The sequence below is a fragment of the Pseudomonas sp. G7(2022) genome (assembly GCF_052660475.1).
In genome coordinates this window covers 2,581,405-2,605,037 of sequence record NZ_CP109659.1, presented here as the reverse complement: position 1 = coordinate 2,605,037, position 23,633 = coordinate 2,581,405, and the positions used below count along the sequence as shown (strand labels likewise).

Here is a 23,633-nt window from a genome sequence, read left to right as displayed (position 1 = left end):
GTTCCCTCACCTTTTTATTGGAACGACACCGATGACTGCTCGCGCAGAGAACGCGGGCGCATGTCAATCCAGTGCTCGTTGATGTAATCCAGACAGACCTGACGTTCGCCACGCATCCCGGCCGCGTTCCAGCCGCTGGCCATCGGCTTGCCCGCCGGCCACAGGGAATACTGACCCTGAGCGTTGATCACCACATCGAATTGCTGCTGTGCGTCATTCATGTCGTCTCTCCTGTTGAACGGGATTGCAGGGTTGTCAGATGCACGACCAACCCTTCGGCAAACTGGTGGAACAGCGCACGCCGCTGCTCGTCGGTCTGAGCGCAAGCCCAGACAAACACCCGCACCGACGTACCGCAGACCTGCGCGTACGTGTCAGCATCGTCAGCCGCAAAGGCCCGGGCGGAGATTTCAGCATTGGCGGCGGCATGAGCCTGGGCGAACGCCGTGGCACTGGCCTCGGTATTCAATTGCGCGTAATACGCTGCGAACGCCTCGGCATCGCCGAAGTGCTCGGCGATCATGGCGGTGTTGCTCGGCGCGAGACCGTAAGTCATCGCGCTGGCATGGGCCTGGGCGTATGCCGCGTCGTAGGCATAGGCCCGTCGATACAGCGCCAGCAAAACCGGTTTGAGCGTGGCGCGCCACTCGCCCAGGCGTGCGCCCACGCCAAGTGCCGCCCGATGATGCAGGCTTTGCAAAGCGAGCAGCGCTGGCCGATGCTCCGACAGCGCCTCGCACAGCACCGGCAGAACCACCTCGGCTTGCCAACGATGAATCAGCCGAAGCGACGGCATTTCGTCGAGCCTGCAAATCCGCTTGCACAAGACCTCGGGCTGGCCGTCGCACAGCACCTGCGACAAGGCAGGCAACCAGTCAGGCATCGAAATCATTTCCTTCATATCGACGCCTCCTGCGCGCCGATCACCTCGGCCAGCATCCGCGCCCAGTGCCCCGCCACGATGCCGTAGTGATCGGTGTCCAGCCGTTGCCAGCTCTGCAACTGCGGGAGCAGTGCCCGCCAGTGGCGTTGCAGGTCGTCCAGACTCCAGGCATCGCCCAGACCATAGGGGTTGGCGCGTCCGGCGATAAACATCCGCACCGGTGTAGCCGCCAATGCTGGCGGCTGGAAGTCGACCATGCTGCTCATGTTGTTGCGACAGCACACCGTCAGCCGTTGCAGGTAAGCCTGACGGTCTTCGGACATCGCCTGCCCTTCGACGTCGGGCCAGCGCTGGGCGAACTCTCGCTGGAACACCTGCTCGATGGTCCGCTCGTCGATACCGGCCAGTTCCGCTCCGGCATCCGGTGCGGGCGGGTCGATCAGGTACAGCAGCGGTTGCCTGAAGCCTTCAGCCTGCGCCTGCTGACACAGCGCCTGCGCCACCCAGGCCCCGAACGACCAGCCCGCCAGGCGCCAGGCGCAACCGTCCGGGAGGTGGGCCTTGATCGCCTGCAGATACCACCGGGCCCGCTCGACAATGCTGATGTTCGGTAGCGCCGGCAGACGCAACGCAGGGTCCGCAATCACGCACACCCCCAGATCTGCAGGCAGCGCTGAAACCAGTTCCCGATAGGCCTGAACATCTCCGCCCACCGGGTGAATCAGGTACAGCCAGTCGCGGCCGACGCCGGCATGCCACTGATCGACCCGCACCGCGTCGTTCCAGTCGTGCGGCGCGTGCGCTGAAGCCTCTGCCGTGGAATCTGCCACCAGCCCCAACACCTCGCTCAGACTGACCTTGTGGCTGAACTGCGACAACTGAAACACCTCACCCGTGGCCGCTTGCAGCTCGTCGATCAGGTCCAGCAACGTCAGCGAATCAGCACCCAGGTCGTACAGCGAATCATCGTCTTCCAGATCCGTCACACCGAGCCATTTGCACAGGCACTCACGCAAGCGCACGGAAAGATCCACGCCTTGGGGCACTGCAACCGCCGCGGCCACGACGCCATGGCGAACCGGATAGAAGCGCCGCGCCGTGTCGATACCGGTGGTGGAAACCAGCAATTGCGGCAATTGCGTCGCCATCGCCAGATCGAACACCCGCCCCCCCTCTTCGGCCGACAAGCCGACCGTCAGATGCTCCTGATGCGCAGCGTCCCCGCCATTGTGGGTCGTGGCCATGCCGATGTCGCGCCAGATGTCCCAGTTGATCCCCAGACGCAGGCAAGCATTGGCCGTGTCCGGACGGTAGTGCGCGAAGCCGTCGAGTACACCGCTGGCCGCTGAGTAATCCAGATGCCCCGCGCCGCCGAACAGCGCCGACATAGATGAGCAGTACAGGACGAAACCCGGCGAAAGCTGTTCGATCAGGCTTTCGACCGCGAGCATGCCGCGAGTCTTGGCAGCCATCGCCTCGGCCATCTGCCGGGCGTCGCGATGGCGAATCAGACCGCCTGCACCGACACCTGCTGCGTGGATCACCCCGCTCAGGCAACCGTAGCGTCGGGCCAGTTGATCGAGTACCTGCGGCCAGCGCGACAGGTCAGCGATGTCCGCCTGAACACAGTCGATTCGCGGCGCATAAGCCGTGAGAGTTGCAGGCAACTGTCCCTGACGCGAGAGCAACACCACACGCCGCCCAGGCGCTTGCAGCAGGTGTTCGCACAGGGTGCGACCGATCCCGCCGGTGCCGCCCAGCACCAGAAACGTGCCGTCCTCCGGCAACAGGCTGGGCGTCGTGGTCGGGCCCGGTAATGGGTGAGCGATCAACCGTGGCTGCCACAGGTAACCGTCGCGCACCGCCATCCGCCGAGGCAACTCGGCCGCATCACCAAGCAGCGCCGCCAGTTCCTCGGCCTGACTATCAAGGTGCGGCGACGGCCAGTCCAGCCAGTGGCAACGCACCGGGTATTCCTGGGGCACCACTTCGCAGACCCCGGCCAGTGCCGCCAGCTCGGGACGCCGTACTTCGCCGTCCACCGGACACGCCTGCCACGACATCAACCACAACCGCAGGCGTGTCGTGCGTGCGATGTGCCCCCAGGCCTGCATCAGCGCGCTGATCGTGTCCAGACAGGCCCACTGCGCCAGATCCAGCGACTGCTCGTTGACCGCGCCTGACACAGCCAGCGGCAAGGTGTGCAGCCAGTCGAGCTCGCCGAGGGACGCTTCGGCCACTTCACCGAGTAATCGGCTCAGGGCTTCGGTATCCAGCGGATCCAGCTCGAAACGGTCCGCACCGAGTTGCTTGAAGCCATTGCCCGCGCGCACTTGAACCACACGTCGATAAACCGTTCGCAGATGTTCCAGCAATGCCGCGCCGGGCACTTCATGACTGCAAAGGATGACCGTTTCTCGTGCGCCGCTCAGTGTCTTTGCGTTCAGGCGTTGGGCACGCATCCACTGCCGCTGGTGAAACCACTGCGCCAGCGGTTGGCGCTCGATATCTGCCGAAACGGGGGCAACGATTTCGGCAGTGGGTTGAAAGCGATAGGTCTGAAGATCGAACGACGCTGGCGGCAAGTCCCAGGGTGGCGGTGCCGAGCGCTGCGGCCAGTGGATATGGGCGCCTTCGTACCAGGCCTCCAGCAATGCCTGCGGTGAATGATCACGGGCGATCAGTTGTACACCCGGCGTGGTGATTTCCTTGACCGTTGTCGGCTGCAAAGGAATGTCGTCACCCGGCTGGCAAACCATCGCAAAGCGCCAGCGCAATTGGCGTCGACCTGACTGCAAGTGCCGCAGCAACGCGGTGCGCTGCTCCGGATGCGCTTGCAGGTGTTCGCGAATCGCCGCGATATCGCGCAGCAATTCAGATCGGCTTTGGGCCGAAACCATCAACAGTGGCAGCGTTTCCTCGGCTGTTTCCTGCACCGTCGGTGCGGCGCCGACAATCACATGGGCATTAGTCCCTCCGATCCCGAAGCTGCTGACACCCGCCAGACGTCGCCGTCCTTGCGGCCATGGCCTGGACGTGGTGGGCACGTAGAACGGCGAATGCTCCAGATCGATCTGCGGATTGATCCGGCCAAACCCGAGGTTCGGTGGCAGCACGCCGTGGAATACCGCGAGACTGGCGCGAATCAGCCCGACCACCCCCGCCGCCGCGCCCAAGTGGCCGATCTGGCTCTTCACCGAAGCCAATGCGCAATGGCCGGCCGGCGCATCGCCGAAGGCCTGGGTCAGCGCCGCGACTTCGATCGGGTCCCCCAACAAGGTGCCGGTGCCGTGGGCCTCGATGTAGCCGATGTCGGCACCGGTCAACCCGGCCCGGTTCAAGGCATCGCGGATGACCGCGCTTTGCCCGGCCACCGACGGCGCGGTGTAACTCATCTTGGCCCGGCCATCGTTGTTCAGTGCCGAGCCTTCGAGCAACGCATAGATCCGGTCACCATCGGCCCGCGCCCTGGCCAATGGCTTGAGCACCACCACGCCATAACCACTGGCGCCGATGGTCCCGCTGGCATCATCGCTGAACGGGCGGCACAAACCATCGGCGGAAAAGATGTGCTGCGAACGGTGACGATAGCCATCGGTCAGGGTCGGGTCGATCAGCACACCCGCCGCGAGCATCACGTCACTGTCGCCCTGACGCAGCATCGAACTGGCCAGGTGTACCGCGATCAGCGAGCTGCCGCACGCCGCCTGCACACTCAGGGCCGGGCCATTGAGGTCCAGGTGATACGCCGCCTTGGTCGCCAGAAAGTCCTTGTCGTGATGCAGCGCCATCTGGAAACCGTCCGGCAGATCGCCTTGCGCGGTGTCGTGCAGCATCTGCTGGAAGTACGTGGTTTCGCCGCAACTGGCGATCAGGCCGATGCGCGGGCCATCCGCCGACGGGACGATGGCCGCGTGTTGCAGGGCCTGCACACAGCCCATGAGTAGATGCCGCTGTTGCGGGTCCATCAGGCGCGCTTCCTGGCGGCTGATGCCGAAGTACTCGGGATCGAAGTCGAGCATGCCGGCCAGTTGGCTGCGGGCGCCGACCAGACCTTCTTCGGCGGTAAAGTGCTCGATGCCCAGCCCATTGCCTTGCACCATCGCCCAGAACTCGGACAGGTTCCGCGCCCCGGCCACATTGACCGACATGCCGATGATTGCCATCGGCTGGTAACCTGAATCGGTTTGCCTTACGCGCTCCGCCGCTGCCACCGGCGCTGTCGACAGATGCGCCGCCAGGCGCCGAATCGTGACGTGTTCGAACAGATCGGCCATCGTCACCTTGTGCGGCAGCTCTTCGGCGTAACGGCCATGCAAACGCATCAGGCCGAGGCTGGTGGCGCCGGCCTCGAAGAAGGTCTGCTCCGGCTCGATGTCGCGGCCGATCACGGCCTGGAACAACTCGCTCAGTTGCCGTTCCAGTGCGGTCAATTGCACGACCGGCCGGGGCGTGCTGCGCCGTTCCAGCGCCTCGCCCAGAGCCGGCAAGGCCTTGCGGTCGATCTTGCCGCTGGGGGTGCGTGGCCAGACATCGATCCGCCGATATTCATCGATCCGCACATGGGCCGGCAGCAGCCGCGCGACCTGACGATCCAGCAGTTGCGAGGTCGCAGGCTCGCCTTCGAGTTGCAGCCACGCTGTCAGTCGCGGTGGCTCAGCCTGAACCGCCACCACCGCGCTGACCACCTCAGGCACCTGCATCAGCGCCGCCTCGATCTGCCCCAGTTCCAGACGATGACCGCTGAGTTTGATCTGCTGGTCGTCACGTCCCAGGTAATGCAGACAGCCGTGAGCGTCGGCCCACGCCAGATCGCCGGTGCGGTAATACAAACAGCCGTCTGCCAGCTCGATAAACCGCGTAGCGTTCAGCGCAGGATCAGCCAGGTAGCAACGGGCAACCATCGGTCCGGCCACCAGCAGATAGCCGCGACTGCCGACCGGCACCGGGCGATCGTGTTCATCGACCAGCAGCAATCGGGCGCTGCCGACGGCATGGCCGATCGGCGCGCGCAACGGCCAGTCCCGCGCCACGGGCGGCAGGCGCAAGGCGCTGACCACGTGGGTTTCGGTCGGGCCGTAGTGATTGAACAATGAAGCTTGCGGCATGCCGCCGAACCAGTTGCGCAATGCCTCGGTACAAAGCAGCTGTTCCCCGGCGGTGATCACTTCGCGCAATGCCGACGGGTAGATTCCGCGAGCCACAGCGGTTTGCGCCAGATACTGCAACGCCACGTACGGCAGGAACAGGCGCTCGACCCGAACCTCGACCATATAGCCCAGCAACGCCTCGGCATCCTGACGCCAGCGCGGTGTGATCAGGTGATAACAACCGCCGCCACACAGGGTGCTGAAAATCTCCTGAAACGACACATCAAACGACAGCATGGAGAATTGCAAGGTCACCGCTTTCGCCGGCAACTGCCCCTCGGTGCGCTGCCATTGCAGCAGATTGCACAGGGTCCGTTCCGACACTTGTACCCCTTTCGGTGTGCCGGTCGAGCCAGAGGTGAACAGCGTGTACAGCGGCCGCTCACCAGCGTGGCGTGGACGCTCGAATGTCCCTGCATCGGCGCGCAGGTCAACACGGTGCATGGCGAATCGCCCCGCGTTCAGCTCATCCAGCGCCGCTTCGGTCGCATCGCTGAACAGCACACAATGCGGTTGCGCCTGTTCCAGCACCTGACGCTGGATCGCCACCGGATAAGCGGGATCCAGCGGCACGGCAGTCAGGTTGAGTTTGGCCAGCGCCAGCAAGGCAACGATATGTTCCACCGAGGCATCGAGGAACAGCACCACATGCAGCGGCGCGCTTGCGGCCGGCAACGGATGACGCGCGATCAGATTTGCCGCCAGAGCATTGGCCAGCGCATTCAGTTCGCTGTAGGTGAGGCGCTGCTGGCCTTGAACCAGCGCCACCGCCTCCGGCGTGCAATGCACCTGATGCTCGAACCCGTCCGCCAGTGTGTTGAACGGCAACGCGATCCGAGGGCCCTCGCTGGCCGGTGGCAGGCTGCGTCGATACGGCCCCAGCAAATCGTTGAGGTTCGCCGCCGGGGTTTCCAACAGCAGGTCAAGGCCTCGGCGAAACAGTGCGTTCACCGCCCGTACCTGTTCGGCATCGAAATAGCTGCACTGATATTCCCACCAGCACTCCAGCTGCGAACCACTGCCCACCATCAGCAAGGTCAGCGGGCACTTGGCGTGCAAGAGTTCGTTGAATTCCAGCGTGGCGCGCAGGCTCGATTCCGCCAGTGCCGCGTAATCAGTGTTTTCCAGCACGAACATGAAATCGAACAGCAAGGGGCTCGACGACAGTCGCAGGTCTTCCACCAGATCCGCCAGTGCCACGTCCTGCAACGCCAGCACTTCGCGCACGGTGGCGGTCTGCTTGCGCATCTGCTCGCTCAGGGTCAATGCCTGTTCGACGGCGGTGGGGATCAGCACAGTGTTGGCAAACATGCCGACCGTGTCTTCGAACTCCGCCAGCGGCCGGTTGGACACCGGGCTGGCGATCCGTGGCCGCTCGCATCCGGTCAGGGCGTACAGGCTCCAGGCGAAGACACTGAACAGCACTTCGAAACGGGTCAGTCGCTGTTGCGTGCAAAAGCGTTCGAGGGCAGCGCTGCGCAGGGTGCCCAAGGGTTCTCGGTGCAACCGGGCGTCCGGGCTGATTTCGCGCATTGGCATCAGTGCGGGCGACGGTTCTTCCTGGCGGCGGTGCAACTCGGCCAAGGCCCGGCGCTGGTCGCGATAATGCGGATCGACGCTCCACTGGCGCTGCCACTGGCCAAACTCCAGCGTCGTCAATCGGCCCGCCGGTTGCGGGCTGTCACAGCCTTGCAGGACATCGGTGTAAAGCTGATTCAGGTCGGCGAACAGCAGGTTCACCGACCAGCCATCGACGATGATGTGATGCAGGTTCAGCAACAGCCGGCAGCGGCCATCGGCGAACGGCAACAGCCAGGCCTGAAACAGGTTGGGGGTGGTCAGGTCGAACGGCGCGGCGAACACCAGCTCGGCGAAGGCCTGCCAGTTGTCCTCGTTGAAATGCCCGACCGCGAAGGTTCGACAGACCGGACCCTGCTCGGCGATTACCTGATCGAGTCCATCACCACCGGTTGCAAAAGCCGTGCGCAACCCCGGATGTCGTAGCACCAGACGCCCCACGGCCTCGGCCAGTGCCGCGACATCGACACCTGCCGCCAGATGCAGAATCAGCGGCACGCTGTAAGCGGTCGAGGTCGGCGAACGTTGCTGCAACAGCCACAGGCGGCGCTGTTCGGCGGTGGCTGGCAAGCGTTTTGCGCGACTGATCGGAGGTGCAGGTGGGTAGATCGACTCGCAGTTCGTTTCACCGGTCAGTTGCTCGGCCAACGACAAGAACGACTCGTTGAGCAACGTGTCGAGCGCGATCTCGCGCTGCCAGCGAACACGGATCGCCGAACGCAGGCGCATGGCCTTGAGCGAATCACCGCCGCTGCCCAGCCAGTCATCCTGGGCACTGAGGGACGGTTGGCCGAGCAGCGAACGGGCCTGACCCAACAACCAGTCCAGCGCCGGCGAAGCGTTGTCGTTTTCCATCGTCGCCAAGACTGGATGCCACGGATTCAGCGGTTGGGCCAGCAAGCTGTCGCGATCGATCTTGCCATTGGCCGTCAGCGGCAGACGCTCCAGCAGGAACAGTTGATGCGGGCGCATATACGACGCCAGTTGCGCCCGCAGATGGGTTTCGAGTGCGTGATAGTCGAGGTTCCCGCGAGGCACGATGAATGCCAGCAGTTGATGATCCTCCGCCGCCTGACGCCGGGTGCAGACGTACACCTGCGCCACGCCCGGATGCTCCAGCATCCGTTGCTCCACCTCCCCCGGCTCGATCCGGAAACCACGGATCTTCACCTGCCGGTCGACCCGCCCCAGGTACTCGATCAAGCCTTCGGCGTTGCGCCGCACCAGATCACCGGTGCGGTAATGCACCGACGCGCCACCGTCGAAGTCGGGCAAACGGACGAACTGACGGGCGGTTTCTTCGGGCCGGTTGCGATAGCCACGGGCGACACCGCTGCCGCTCAAATACAGTTCGCCCACTTCGCCCGCCGGTACCGGCCGTTGCTGCTCGTCCAACACCTGCACGCCAGTGTCCGGCAGCGGTCGGCCAATGGGCACCGAGTCGCCGACAAAGTCGCGACTGATCGGCCAGCACAGGGCAAACGTGGTGCATTCGGTGGGCCCATAGACATTGAAGATCCGGCAGCGGCTCTCGGGGTTGGCCCGGTACCACGCACGCACGGCTGCGGCGCTGATCTGCTCGCCGCCGATCAGCACCTGACGCACGCTGGCAAAGCACGACGGCCATTCGGCGATCAAGGTGTTGAACAGCGACACCGTCATGAACAGGTTGTCGACCTGCGTCCGTTCCAGCACCTCGGCCAGCCGACGCGCATCCAACACGTCCTCGTCGGCGATCATCACGCAGCAGCCGCCATTGAGCAGCGGCGCCCACAGCTCGAAACTGCACGCGTCGAACGCCGGATTGGACAGGCAGGCAAACCGGTCCGCCGGACGAATCTCGATATAACCATCGGTGTGCGCCAGACGCAGCAAGCCGCGCTCGCCGACCTCGACTGCTTTCGGCATGCCGGTGGTGCCCGAGGTGTAGAACAGGAACATCACCTCGGCACAATCTTCGGCCAGTGTTTGCGGCGGAGCATCCGGTTGATCGAGCAAATCCTCGACACGGGTTTGCCACAATGAAGACGACCACAGCGGCTCTTCGCCCAAGGTAACAAGGCCGACACACGCCGCATCTGCCAACATCAATTCGCGGCGTTTACGCGGGCTGGCCCGATCCAGCGGCACCACCACCGCGCCGACTTTCAGCGCGCCAAGGATCGCCGCCAGCCATTGCCATGAACGCGGCATGCACAACGCCAGCGACTGGCCGGGCTCAATGCCACGCGCCAGCAACCCTCGGGCGATGCGCTCGCTGGCGCTGGCCAGTTCCGTGTAACTCAGGGTTACCGATCCGTCGATGACAGCCGCAGCCTTCGGATCACGCTGCACTTGCTCGGCAAAGCGTGCGAGCAAAGTCAGGTCATTGGACGCACTCATCATTTCGCCTCCTGCGCGGTGAAGCGTTGCAGCTCCCGACGGATGATCTGCGAAACCCGATGGATTTCCGCGCTTTCGAGCATGTCCCAGTGCCCGCCGCTGACCAGTTTCGCCAGATAGCCGCTACCCGCGCGTCGACGCCAGAATCCGCGCAGTTCATGCAACTGATGGCGGCTGAAGTCTTCCCGTGCCTGAATCAGCACAACACGCCCGGCTCGCGGCGCGCACTCATAAGCGGCCATGGCCAGTCGGTTGTGGTTGTAGATGTTGAAGTAGCGTTCGACCTGCTCGTCTTCAATGCCGGGGTACATGCCATTGAAGCGCACCAGTTTGTCGCGGAACTCGGCCATGTCCACGGTGCCGATCTGCTCGCGGAAACCCGGATCGTCGCTGCCCTGGGTGTCGAGCAGCACCACCGTCACCTGACGATGCCCCGCCGCCGTCAATCGCCGCGCCATTTCATAGGCCACCAGACCACCGAACGACAGCCCGGTGAGGATCAGCGGTTGCCGTGTCAGCGGTTCGATCTGGCGCAAGTAGGCTTCGGCCATTGCTTCTACCGTTGGCTCGGTGCTTTCCCCCGGATTCAGCCCCGGCGATTGCACCCCGTAGACGCCGGCTTCATCCGGCAACACCTTGGCCAGCGACAGGTAACAGAACGCCGTGCCGCCCGCCGGGTGGATGCACACCACGTTGCTGTACCCCTCACCTCGACGGAACTCGATCAGATTGCCCTGCGCAACCGCAGGGTTGGCCCCGACCCGCAGCCAACCGCCCAGCGCCTCGATGGTCGGGTAGCTGAGCACCACGCGCACCGGCATTTCAACCGCGAACACCTGGCTGATTTCATGGGCCATCTTGATCGCGGCGATGGAGGTACCGCCAACATTGAAGAAGTTGTCGCGGATGCCGATCTGCGGCACCAGCAACAGGCGTTTCCAGATCTGGTACAGCGTCAGTTCAATGTGATCGCGCGGGCTGCTCAGATTGACCTGACGATTGACCATTTCCTCGTCCGCCAGCGCTGTCAGCGCGGCACGGTCGACCTTGCCATTGGCGGTCAGCGGCAAGGCGTCGAGCCACAGATAACTGCCGGGAACGACCGCACGGGGCAGCGTCGTCGCCAGATGGGCTTGTACCGCCGCCTGGTCCATCGATTCGGCGACCACACAACAGGCCACCAGTCGCTGATCCTGCGCCGCTTCGCCGACCATCAACACCACGGCGCTGCGGATACCGGGAAACGCTTCGAGCCGGGCTTCAATCTCGCCCAGCTCCAGGCGCACACCGCGCAACTTGACCTGAAAGTCGTTGCGACCCAGAAATTCCAGTTGACCGTCCGGGCGATAACGCGCCAGATCGCCGCTGCGATAGAGCCGGTCTCCCGCGACAAACGGGTTGTCGATAAAGCGCTCGGCGCTGAGCTGCGCCAGCCCCAGATACCCCCGGGCCACGCCCACGCCGCCAATGTGCAGATGCCCGGTCACGCCCACCGGCACCGGCTCATCGCGGTCATCGAGCACGTAAAAACGGTTGTTGGAAATCGGCCGACCGATCGGCAGTTGCCGGGCCGGCACCTCGGCGCCGGGCTCCAGGGTCCAGATGCTGTTGATCACCGTGGTTTCGGTCGGGCCGTAGACGTTGTGCAGCCGCGCATGGGGCAGGCGCTCCTGAAAGCGCCGGGCCAGGGCCGGCGGCAGTTCACCGCCGCCGCTGAACACATCGGTCAGCGAAGCGCACTGACTGACCTCCTCGACCTCCAGAAACAGCTGCAACATCGCCGGCACGAACACCAGCGCCGTGACCTTCTGCGCGCGCACCTCGCGGGCCAGATACGCCGGCTCGTAATGCCCACCGGGCTTCGCAATCACCAGCCTTCCGCCGGTTGCCAGCGGCCAGAACGTCTCCCACGCCGAAGCATCGAAACCGAACGGGATCTTGTGCAGCATCGCTCCCGCTTCACCGCAGACCTGCGAGCACCACAACAGCAGGTTGCTCAGCCCACGGTGGGCCACCATCGCACCCTTGGGCAAACCGGTGGTGCCCGAGGTGTAGATCACGTAGGCGAGATGGTCAGGGGTGACACCCACACTGCGCGGATCTAGGTTGTCCGCCGGCAACGACGCCCAGCTCGCGGCATCTTTTTCGAGGTCGAGAATCGGCGCTTCCCAGGTCGAGTCTTGCACGGCCTGCCGCAAAATCCCGTGCGCCGAACCGAGGGTCAGCAGCACCGCCGGTGTGCTGTCGCCGAGCATATGGCTCAGGCGTCCCAGCGGGTAATCCGGATCCAGCGGCACGTAGGCGCCGCCGGCCTTGAGCACCGCCAGCAGCGCCACCGGCAACTCCAGCGAACGCTCGATACACACCGCCACGCTTACATCCGGGCCGACGCCCAAGGTGCGCAAATGCCGCGCCAGTCGGTTGGCCCGGGCATTGAGTTCGGCGTAGCTCAGGGACTCACCCTCGAACACCACCGCGCAGGCCTGAGGGTTGCTCGCGGCCTGCGCTTCGACCAGTTGATGCACACAGGGCGCCGCTTGCGTCAGCGGCGCGGCGCGGTTGAAGTCCACAAGCACTTGCTGACGCTCGGCCTCATTCATCAACGGCAAGGCATTGATCGGTTGCTTGGCATCAGCGGCGATCTGCTCAAGCAGATGGCGGTAGTGCCCGCTCAGGCGTTCGATGGTCTCGACGTCATAGAGGTCGGTGTTGTATTCCACCAACAGGGACAGCCGCCCTTCCCGTTCGACCCACTCGAACGCCAGATCGAACTTGGCCGTGGCATTGCTGGTGCCATACGGCGCCATTTCCAGACCGGGCATCTGCACCGCGTTGCCCGGCGTGTTCTGCAACACCAGCATCACCTGGAACAACGGCGAATGACCGGGATCGCGCTGCGGGTTGACAGCTTCGACCACGCGGTCGAACGGCACGTCCTGATGGGCGTGGACGTCGAGCATCTGCCCGCGTACTTCGCGCAGCAATTCGGCGAAGGTCTGTTGTGGATTCAGGCGCTGGCGCAGCACCAGCGTGTTGACGAAATGGCCGATCAGCGGCTCGACTTCCGGACGATTACGGTTGGCGAACGGTGTGCCGATGCACAGATCCTGCTGACCGCTGTGGCGCCACAGCAGCACCGCCAAAGCGCCGAGCAGTACGTTGAACAGCGTGCCCTGAGTTTGCCGGGCCAGCGCCGTGAGTTCACGCAAAGTGTCGCCATCGACGGAGGAACTGAACGTGGCGCCGACATAACGCTGCACCAGCGGCCGCGGCCGGTCGGCGGGCAAGGTCGACAACAGCGGCGCGTCTTCCAGGGTCAGACGCCAGTAATCGAGCTGAGCGTCCAGCACCGCACCGCCCATTCGCTGTTGCTGCCAGCAGGCGTAGTCGGCGTATTGCACCGGCAACGGCGCCAGGGTCGGCGCTTCTCCGCGCAGATAATCGCCATACAGCGTCGCGACTTCATGCAGGATCACGCCCATCGACCAGCCGTCGGCGATGATGTGGTGCACGCTGTACAGCCACAGGTATTCGTCGTCGGCCAGGCGCAGTAACGACGCGCGAAGCAACGGCCCGGTGGCCAGGTCGAACGGTGCCCGGGCGTCCTGTTCGACGGCGAATCGCACTTGTTGCCCACGCTCATCGACTGACAACTGGCGCAGATCCGTTACCGACAACGACAGCGGCATCGACGGGTGCACCACCTGACGCGGTTCTCCGTCCACGCTGCAAAACGTCGTGCGCAGGACTTCATGGCGGGCAACCAATTCGTTGAGCGCCCGCTCCAGCAGCGCCACGTCCAGCCGTCCCTTGAGCATCACCGCCGTGGGCACGTTGTAGAACGGGTTGCCGGGTTCCAGTTGATCGAGAAACCACAATTGCCGCTGCGAGAATGACAACGGCCAGGATGCGTGCTCGCCGGCGCGGCGGGGAATCACCGCGTCATCGTGCCTGCCGAGCAAGGCGATCAGTTCCTGTTTGTGACGCTTGAGCGCCTGGGTCAGTTCTTCGGTGAGAAACCCGCGCGGCGCCTTGCAGCGCAGCCTGTCACCGTCCACTTCGAGCATCACGCCATGGCGAGCGAACAACGCCAGCAATTGATCGGCATTCATACTTCGAACTCCTCCATGTCTTCGTCGTCCAGGCTGGCGGACGCAGGCTCGATGGCAAACGCCTCGACCGGCGCGCGGTGTTGTTCATCGGCCGTACGCAGCCCGCCGATCATCGAGTAGATCAATTCATGGTCCGGCCCGAGGTCGAACAGCGTCTTCAGTTGCTGTTCCTCGACCGAGCCGATGCCGCACAGACCCAGGCCGTGCTCGACGGCGGTCATGCTCAGCAACTGCGCCATGGCCCCGCTTTCGATGTGGCAGAAGTCGCGGCTGCGCTCGCCATACAGCGGGCGGATCGCGGCCATGTCGGCGATGAAGAACAGCGAGAACGCAGCGTTCTCGTACACCGGACGGTTGACGAAATAGTCGTAAGTGTCCGGGTCGAGCGCTCCGCTCTGGAGCGCCAGCAAACGGTGCTGACGGGGATCGTAGTAATACGCGCCACCGGGTACGCCGAGCACGCGATCCGCTTTGATGTAGAGGTACGCCTGAATCGGGTACAGCCCGCCCGCCGACGGGAACTGGTACTTCACCTCTCCGTCGAGTTGCCCCTGGGCCAGCGCCGCCAGTACGTGCGCAAAGGCCTGGGTGGCGATCGGTTGCAGAGCGTATTGGCGCACCGAGCGGTAATCGCTCAGACGCCGGACAAAGGCCGGATCTTGCGGCAGGTCCAGCGCCAGCGCCGGCAGGGTTTCCGCGAACGCGCGGCGACCGCGTTGCTGAGCCTTGAACTGCGCCCGTTGCTGTGGATCTTCGATGATGTCCTGCACGGGCTCCGGAACCTGCTGAACATTGCCGAGCAGATCCTGCCGCGCCCGGTTCTGGCGGTACATGCCAAGCAGATGCAGCAACGTCGGCTGGGCCAGCAGTTGTGCCACGTGCGGACGGAACTGCAAGGCGCCGGACAATGCATTGCTGATCCGGACGATATCGATAGATGTTGCGCCAAGGTTCAGCAGGTTGGCGTTGGCGGCGATGGATTCGCGCTTGAGCACACCCTGCACGATTTCCACCAGCCGCTGTTCCTGCGGGCCTTCGACTTCCAGCGCCGGTCCTTGCTCCTCGATTTGCTCCGGTTCCGGCAGACGCTTCTTGTCGACCTTGCCGTTGGACGACAACGGCCACGCCTCGACGAACGTGAACGACGCCGGAATCATGTAGGCCGGTAGCTTGTCGCTCAGGTACGCGCTGAAATCGCTGGCCTGCAACGCCGGGTCGGCCTTGAGCACGTAGCCTGCCAGACGCTTTTCGCCCAGCGTGCTGCCCAAAATCCGCACCACCGCGCTCTGTACCCCGGGATGGCGGTTGAGCGCGGCTTCGATTTCGCCCAGCTCGATGCGATAACCCTGAACCTTGACCTGATTGTCTTCGCGGCCGAGGAATTCGATATTGCCGTCCGGCAGCAAACGCCCCAGGTCACCGGTGCGATACAGCCGTTCGCCGGTCAATGGATGGTCAAAAAAGCTGCCCGCGCTGAGTGTTTCATCGCGCCAGTAACCTTTCGCCAGACCGATGCCGCCGATGTACAACTGCCCCGCGACCCAGGCTGGTCGCACTTGCAGTGCTTCGTCCAACACGTAGAAGCGCTGATGATCGAGAGCCTTGCCGTAGGGAATGCTGCGCCACGCCGGGTCGACGTGCTGCACCGGATAGCAGATCGACCAGATCGACGCTTCGGTGGCGCCGCCCAGGCTGATCAACTGCAAGTCCGGCTGCAAGGCCCAGGCCCGCTCGGGCAAGGTCAATGGAATCCAGTCGCCGGACAACATCGCTACCCGCAGGCTGACAGGCAACGCACCGCCCTCGCCCTCCACGTATTCGACCAGCATGCCGAGCAGCGCCGGCACCGAGTTCCACAGGCTGACCCGATGACGTTCGATCAACGCCAGCCAGTGCGCAGGATCGAGGGTCAGTTGCGGGTCGAGGATGACCACTGCCGCGCCCACCGCCAACGTGCCGAAGAAGTCGTAGACCGACAGGTCGAAACTCAGCGAGGAGATCGCCAATACGCGGTCGTTCGGGCCGACGGCAAAGCGCCGGTTGATGTCGAGCAGCGTGTTGACCGCTCCGCGATGGTCGATCACCACGCCTTTCGGCTGGCCGGTGGAGCCGGAGGTGTAGATCACGTAAGCGAGGTCGCTTTCGTTCACCTGCACCGGTTGCAGTGGCAGTCCATCGTTTGAGATTTCATCGGTCACCGCGATGGCCGTGACCTGTGCCGGCCATTCGATCTTGTCGAGCAGCACCGGTTGGGTCAGGGCCAGACCCGCCTCCGCCCGTTCCAGAATATGCCGCAGCCGCTCCGCCGGCTGGGTGGGCTCGATGGGCAGATAAGCGCCACCGGCATACAGAATCGCCAGGGTCGCGACCACTTGCTCCCAACCGCGCTCCATCACCACCGCGACCAAGCGGTTCGGCAGTACGCCCTGCGCTTGCAGTCGGGCGCCGAGTTGCCGGGCCTCTTTGCGCAACTGGGCGTACGTCAGCTGTCGCGTGCCGATCACCGCCAGTGCATCCGGCGTGGCGAGGGCCTGACGTTCGAACAGTTCGTGCATCAACGGCAGCGTTTGCTGATGGTCGACCGGCGCCGGCAACCGCGCCTGCGGCAGCAGTTGTGGGGTGTTCGCGCCCCAGGCTGTCGGCTCGCAGAGACTGTCGAGCAGCGTGTTATAGGCGACGAACATTTGCTCGATCATGCCTTGCGGGAACAGCTCGTCGATGCTGTCCCAGTTGAACAACAGGCGCCCTTCCAGCTCCAGCAACGTGTGGTCGAGCCACACCTGCGGGGTCTGGGTGATGCTGTGCATGTGCCGGGCGTTCAACGCGTCGGCCAGGTTGAATTCAGCCAGTTCCGGCGCCGCTTCCGACAGCGTACTGTTGAACACGATCGGCATCGCCGTCTGCTGCACGCCCTGGGCCTGGGACAATTCGCGCAGTACCCGCACCCCGCTGACCACCGAATGGTCGATGTCACGCCACAGTTGCGCCTGCACCGCTCGGGCCTTGTCGGTGAAGCTCTGTGAACCGTCGATGCCGACTTCCAGCAGTACCAGCGAGGTGAAGTCGCCGATGATTTCGTCGACATCCGGGTGCAACGGCATGCGGTTGAACAGCGGCAGGCTCAGGGTGAAACGCGGGGTGCGGCTCCACAGCGCCAGCACTTCACTGAACGCGGTCAGAAGCATCACCGACGGCGTCACCGCAAACTGTTTGGCCACGGCTTTGAGTTGCGCCCACTGCGCCGCCGACATGTCGCGGTCACGGCGGGTGAAGTGCGGGTTGGCGATGCTTTCGGGTTGGCGCACCAGCGGAAGATCCGGCGCGGGGGCCAGAGTAGTCACTCGTTCGCGCCAGTAACCCAGCGCCTGCTCGTAGCGGCCGCCGTTGCGCAGTTGCTGTTCGGCCAGCACGTAGTCGCGGAAAGTCAGGCCCGGTTCCGCCAACTCCAGGGTCGGATCGGCGTAGAACGCCATCAGTTCGCGGGCGAGAATCTGCGTGCTCGCAGCGTCGACAATCAGCGCATCGAGGCTGATGTGCAAATGAGTGATGCCGTCATCAAGCAACGACAGGCTGAACTCGAACAGCGGCCAGCGACTGGCGTCCAGCACCTGATGGGACTGGCGTTCGCGGGTTGCCTCAAGGGTGCGTTGCGCCTCTTCGGCGGGCAACCCGCGCAGGTCGCTGCGGGGCATGCGATAGGTCGGCACCTGCGCCAGCACCTGTTGGGTGCCGTCGCTGAGGAACACCACGCGCAGCATGTCGTGGCGCTGGATCATGCGATTCAAGGCTTGTTCGAAACGTTCGGCGTCGAACCCGGGAATGCGCAGTTCTTCGTAGCCGTGGGCGCTGACGCCGCCGAGGCTGACCGTAGCTTCGCGACCGAACCAGTAGGCCTGCTGGATATCGGTCAGGGGGAATGGTTCATGCCGATTGCCGCGATCCGGCTCGATCTGGATGAACGCCGGTTCAACACTTTGATCATCACGCAACACCTGCGCCGCCAGATCCAGCAACACCGGCGTCTGGAACAGGCTGCTCAGGGACAGTTGCGCGCCCATGCGCTGGTTGATCGCGTAGATCATCCGTGTAGCCAGCAGCGAGTGGCCGCCGAGGTCGAAGAAGTTGTCGTGAATGCCGACCCGCTCGCACTTGAGCACTTCGGCCCAGATCTCGGCCATTTGCCGTTCGGTGTCGTTGCGCGGCGCCTCGTAAGTCGCCCCGGCGCTGCGTTCCGGTGCCGGCAGCGCCTGGCGATCGAGCTTGCCGTTGCGGGTCAGCGGCAATTGCGAGAGCCGGACCCAGGCGCTCGGGATCATGTGTTCGGGTAACTGGCGTTGCAGTTCGGCACGCAGGGATTCGCTGGTCGCGGAGCCGACCACATAGGCCACCAGGCGCTTGTCCCCGACCACGTCTTCACGCAGCAGCACGGCGGCTTCCTGCACGCCGGGTTGTTGATGCAACAGGCTGTCGATCTCGCCGAGTTCGATGCGGAAACCGCGCAGTTTGACCTGTTGGTCGATGCGTCCCAGGTACTGCACGTTGCCGTCGGCCTGGAATTTCGCGAGGTCGCCGCTGCGGTACATCCGCGCGCCCGGCTCGGCACTGAACGGGTCCGGCAGGAAGCGTTCGGCGGTCAGGTCCGGGCGGTTCAGGTACCCCCGGGCCAGACAGGCGCCAGCGATGTACAACTCACCCGCCACGCCGACCGGCACCGGATTCAGATGCTCGTCCAGCACGTAGAGCCGCGCGTTGGCGATGGGACGGCCGATGGGCGGCGCGTCCGGCCAGGATTCGGCCTCGTTGCAGTCAAGGCTGAACTGGCTGACCACATGGGTTTCGGTCGGACCGTATTGGTTATGCAACCGCGCACCGCCGAGCCCGCGGACAAACCCGCGCAGCTCGTCATTGATCTGCAGGGCTTCACCGGCGGTGATGATCTCGCAACCACCGGCCGGCATCGGGGCACCGACCTCGGTCAGACCGGCGAGTTGCTGCAACACCGCAAACGGCAGGAATGCCCGCTGCACGCCTTCGGCCACCAGGGTCGGGCGCAGCGCGGCGAGGTCCTTGCGGCTGTCTTCGGTCATCAGCAACAGGCTGCCGCCCTGGCAGAGGGTGCTGCAGATTTCCTGGAACGAGACGTCGAAGTTCAGCGAGGCAAATTGCAGCACGCGCAGTGGTGTCGTCGATTGATCGAGTTGCCAGGCAATCAGGTTATCCAGCGCACGATGGTTGTGGGCCACGCCTTTGGGGCGTCCGGTGGAGCCGGAGGTGTAGAGCACGTAGCCGAGGCTTTCCGGGCTCACCGGGACCTGCGGATCATCCGTTGGGTGTTGCGCCCATTGCGCTGCGTCAGTGTCCAGGCAGCAGATTTTCGCCTCGTTGGCCGGCAGCCCGGCCAACAGGCTCGACTGGGTCAGCAGCATGGTCGGCGCGGCATCGCTGAACATGAACGCCAGGCGTTCACTCGGGTAAGCCGGGTCGAACGGCACGTACGCCGCGCCAGCCTTGAGAATCGCCAACAGGCCGATGACCATTTGCGGCGAACGCTCCAGGCACAAACCGACGCGATGCTCGGGGCCGACGCCTTGCTCGATCAGGTAATGCGCGAGGCGGTTGGCTGCGCGATTCAGTTCGCCGTAGCTCAGTTGCTCACGGTCCGCGAGCAGCGCCACGGCGTCGGGCGATTGCCGAGCAAGGGATTCGAAACGCGCCACGCATCCGGGCAACGACGCGGTATCCCGCTCGGTACGGTTCCAGTCATGAACGATCTCTTGGTGTTGCTCAGTGCTCAGCAGCGTGATCCTCGCCAGCGACTGTTGGCTGTCCTCGACCATCTGCGCCAGCACCCGGCGCAGGTACTCGCCGAACTGCTCGACGGTACCGCGTTCGAACAGGCCCGAGGCGTATTCCAGACCACCGACGATCTGCCCGTCGCGCTCACTGAGCGCCAGTTGCAGATCGAACTTGGCCACGTGATGGCTGCTCTCGACCGGCGTAACGTCGAGCCCGCTCAGCAGCAGGTCGGAATCCTGATCCTGCTCCCAGGCAAACAACACTTGAAACAGCGGACTGTGGGACAGACTGCGCGGCGGGTTGAGCAATTCCACCACTTGCTCGAACGGCAGGTCCTGATGCTCCTGAGCCTCCAGCGCCACTCGCCGCGCCTGTTGCAGCCATTGCGCCACCGAAGGCATACCCGACTGAGTCATGCGCAGCGCGAGGGTGTTGACGAAGAAACCGATCAGCCCTTCCAGTTCCTGCTGCGGACGGTTAGCCGATGGCACGCCGATCACCACGTCACTTTGCCCCGACAGGCGCGACAGCAGCAGCGAAAAACCGGCCAGCAGATTCATGAACAGCGTGGTGCCTTGCTGCATGCCCAAGGCTTTCAGGCGTGCGGTCAGGACGGCGTCGAAGACCAGCGGGACAAAACCGCCGAGGTAATCCTGCACGGGTGGACGCTTGTGATCGGTCGGCAGTTCCAGCAGAACCGGCGCGCCCATCAGGGTTTCGCGCCAGTAACGGCTTTGCTGCTCCAGCACGTCGCCGGACAGCCATTGTTTCTGCCACACGGCGTAATCCACGTACTGCACGGGCAATGGCGGTAGCGGATCGTCGCGATCCAGCAACGCCGCTTCGTACAGCTGCCCCAGTTCCCGGGTCAGCACGCCCATCGACCAGCCATCGGAGATGATGTGATGCTGGGTCAGCAGCAACACATGGTCATCCGCCGCCAGCCGCACCAGACTGACGCGCATCAACGGGCCGCGGCTCAGGTCAAACGGTCTGGCACCTTCCTCGTCGATCAACCGGCTCAGGCGCTCTTGCGCATCGTGCCCCTGCACGTCAGTCACCGTCAGCCGGATGCTGTGCGCCGGCGGCGAAACCCGTTGACGCCCTTCCCCTTCAACGGCGATGAACGTGGTGCGCAGCGCTGCATGGCGTGCCACCAGTTGATTGAAGCTGCGTTCTAGCGCCGCCACGTCCAGCGAACCGCGCAAACGCAGGTTCAACGGCATGTGATACGCCGCGTTGCCACCCTCCATTTGCGCCAGAAACCACAGGCGCTGCTGAGCAGACGACAACGTTTGCGCGCCCGAGCGTTCAAGGGTTGTGATGGCTGGACGAGCCGCCGCCTGACTGGCTTGCAGCCGTTCGGCGAACGCTGCCAGCACCGGCGCGGCGAACAGCGTCGAAGGCGCGACTTCAAGCTTCAGCGTATGGCGAACCTGCGCCAGCACGCGCATCACCAGCAGCGAGTGACCGCCGAGGGCGAAGAACTGATCCTGACGCCCGACCCGCTCGACGCCGAGCACATCGGCCCAGATCGCGGCGAGCGCGGTTTCCAGCGGGCCCTGTGGCGCCTGGTATTGCTGCTGATCGAATGCCTCGACATTCGGAGCAGGCAGATTCGGGCGATCGACCTTGCCGTTGGGGGTCAGCGGCAGCGCATCCAGACGCACAAATGCCGTCGGCACCATGTAATCCGGCAGGCTGGTTTGCAGTTGTTCTCGCAGTGCGCGCGGGCTCAAAGTCGCGCCTGGTTTTTCGCAGTAATACGCGACCAGTCGAGGTCCACCGAGGCCGTCCTGACGCAGCAGCACCGCGCTTTCACGCACGCCGGCAATGTCCGCCAGCCGGGTTTCGATTTCCCCCAGTTCCAGACGCAGCCCGCGCAACTTGGCCTGGGAGTCGTTGCGGCCGAGGAACTCCAGTTGGCCGTCGGCCCGGTAACGCGCCAGATCCCCGGTTCGATACAAGCGCTCCCCCGCCACGAACGGGTTGTCGATGAAGCGTTCGGCAGTGAGTTGCGGCAGGTTCAGATATCCCCGCGCCACCCCGACGCCACCGATGTACAACTCGCCCGCGACACCTTCGGCAACGGGCTCGCCTTGCTCGTCGAGCAGGTAAATCCGGGTGTTGGGCAGTGCCCGGCCAATGGGCAACACCGAGTCGACCTGACCGCTTTCGGTGAATTCGAAACAGGTGCTGTCAATGCTCGCTTCGGTCACGCCATAGGCCTGGACGATCTGCACCCGCTCACCACAGAGCCTGCGCAATTGCCGTGCGCTGTGGGCGGTCCAGATGTCGGAGCCGCAGACCACGGTGCGCAGGAACGACAAATCCTGGCCGGTCTCTTCGACCCAGGCCAGCAAGGGATTGAGCAACGCCGGAACGAAGTCGGCAAAGCCTATCTGAGCGTCCCGCATCAGGCGATACAGGGCCGGCGGGTCCATCAAAGTGTCCCGGGGGCACAGCACCAGCGTGCCGCCAAACCCCAGCGCACGAATCAGGTCGGCGCTGAACACGTCGAAGGAAAAACCGGCCATTTGCAGGTGGTTGATCGGCTCGCCCAACTCGTAAAGCCGGGCCCAGTCGACGCTCACGGCGACCAGTCCGCGATGCTCGACCATGACCCCTTTCGGCGTGCCGGTGGAGCCGGAGGTGTAGATCACGTAGGCCAGGTGACGGGGTGTCAGGCCGATCGCCTGAGGGGCGGGGTTGTCTGCCGAGCACGAAGCCCAGTCATGGGCCTCGGCCAGATCCAGCACCGTCGGTACGGTCGCCGACTGTTCGAGCGCCGCCCGCAACACATCGCGCGCCAGACCATGGCTCAGCACCACCGGCGGCGCGCTGTCGGACAGCATGTGCGCCAGCCGCGCCTGCGGATACGCCGGGTCCAGCGGCACATAGGCGCCACCGGCCTTGAGCACCGCGAGCACACCGACCAGCATCTCCAGCGAACGCTCCAGACACAGCCCGACCCGCACGTCCGGCCCGACGCCGAGGCTGCGCAGGTGATGGGCCAAGCGGTTGGCGCGGGTGTTGAGATCGCGGTAATTGAGCGCCTCTTCCTGCCAACGCACGGCAATGGCCTCGGGGTTGCGCAGCACCTGCGCTTCAAACAGACCGTGCACACACAGATCGGTGTCGAACGGAATCGAGGATGAAACGTCGGGCTGCGCGGGATTCGTCCCACGCAAGGAAGTGTTGTCGAGCATCGGAGGCTACCGTCCATGACTACATTGTTTTTGTGATCAGGCAGGGACAGCACGCACCCTGCCAGTCAGGCCCCGGTATCAGGTACCGGTTCGGTCATTCGAATTCAGGAAGATGGCGCGGCACGCGCGTGCAGACTTGCGTCGCACACCGGCACACACAGGAAACCGGGGGGAGAAAGGCTGGCGAAGAACACCGCGGCGCGGTCCGCGCAGGCAGCTGGGGAGATGACAGAATCGTTGACGACATCCGTCGCCCTGTCCATTGCATCGTCGATTGCAAACCGCGTGATCAATTGAAACCTCGACTTCCATTTGAGGGTCAACGACGAGGAACAACCTGCGCGGTGGATGACAGCGCCAGGGTGGTCCCGATCGGCTGCGACTGCCGGGCCTGTGGGCACACGGCAATCTTCTGGCGCCGGGTTTGTGACCCGAAGCGCCGGCGGATAATAACCACGTTTTTTGTTAGGGAGGCAAACAAAATGTAGGAATTTTGCGAAATAAATATCGGACGTTTCCTACA

General features: G+C 64.2%; 5 protein-coding genes. All 5 read right to left on the bottom strand.

Going from position 1 to position 23,633, the window contains the following annotated elements:
- Nucleotides 1-14: 14 nt before the first annotated feature.
- The 5 genes from NE357_RS11610 to NE357_RS11590 are packed head-to-tail and all read right to left on the bottom strand — an operon-like array spanning nt 15 to nt 23,110.
- Nucleotides 15-221 (bottom strand): MbtH family protein, encoded by a 207-nt coding sequence (locus NE357_RS11610; protein WP_119429213.1) that lies wholly within the window; start codon nt 219-221, stop codon nt 15-17.
- The gene (locus tag NE357_RS11605; protein WP_249314394.1) at nt 218-901 is read right to left on the bottom strand and encodes a hypothetical protein; all 684 of its coding nucleotides are present in this window, start codon (nt 899-901) and stop codon (nt 218-220) included. Before NE357_RS11605 ends, NE357_RS11610 begins: the two co-directional genes overlap by 4 nt.
- Nucleotides 898-9,996, bottom strand: a complete 9,099-nt coding sequence (locus tag NE357_RS11600; RefSeq protein WP_169429964.1) for a non-ribosomal peptide synthetase — start codon at nt 9,994-9,996, stop codon at nt 898-900. Before NE357_RS11600 ends, NE357_RS11605 begins: the two co-directional genes overlap by 4 nt.
- A complete protein-coding gene (locus NE357_RS11595; RefSeq protein ID WP_169429963.1) occupies nt 9,993-14,105 on the bottom strand; it encodes a non-ribosomal peptide synthetase in 4,113 nt (1,370 codons plus the stop codon). Before NE357_RS11595 ends, NE357_RS11600 begins: the two co-directional genes overlap by 4 nt.
- Nucleotides 14,102-23,110 carry a non-ribosomal peptide synthetase gene (locus tag NE357_RS11590; RefSeq protein ID WP_169429962.1) on the bottom strand — a complete coding sequence of 3,003 codons (9,009 nt, stop codon included), beginning with the start codon at nt 23,108-23,110 and terminating at the stop codon, nt 14,102-14,104. The genes NE357_RS11595 and NE357_RS11590 overlap by 4 nt, the downstream gene beginning before the upstream one ends.
- Between the last annotated feature and the right edge of the window lie 523 nt (nt 23,111-23,633).

Coding starts and splice junctions, on each gene's coding strand:
- NE357_RS11610 (WP_119429213.1), bottom strand. CDS start 221: ATGAATGACGCACAGCAGCAATTCGATGTGGTGATCAACGCTCAGGGT.
- NE357_RS11600 (WP_169429964.1), bottom strand. CDS start 9,996: ATGATGAGTGCGTCCAATGACCTGACTTTGCTCGCACGCTTTGCCGAG.
- NE357_RS11590 (WP_169429962.1), bottom strand. CDS start 23,110: ATGCTCGACAACACTTCCTTGCGTGGGACGAATCCCGCGCAGCCCGAC.
- NE357_RS11605 (WP_249314394.1), bottom strand. CDS start 901: ATGAAGGAAATGATTTCGATGCCTGACTGGTTGCCTGCCTTGTCGCAG.
- NE357_RS11595 (WP_169429963.1), bottom strand. CDS start 14,105: ATGAATGCCGATCAATTGCTGGCGTTGTTCGCTCGCCATGGCGTGATG.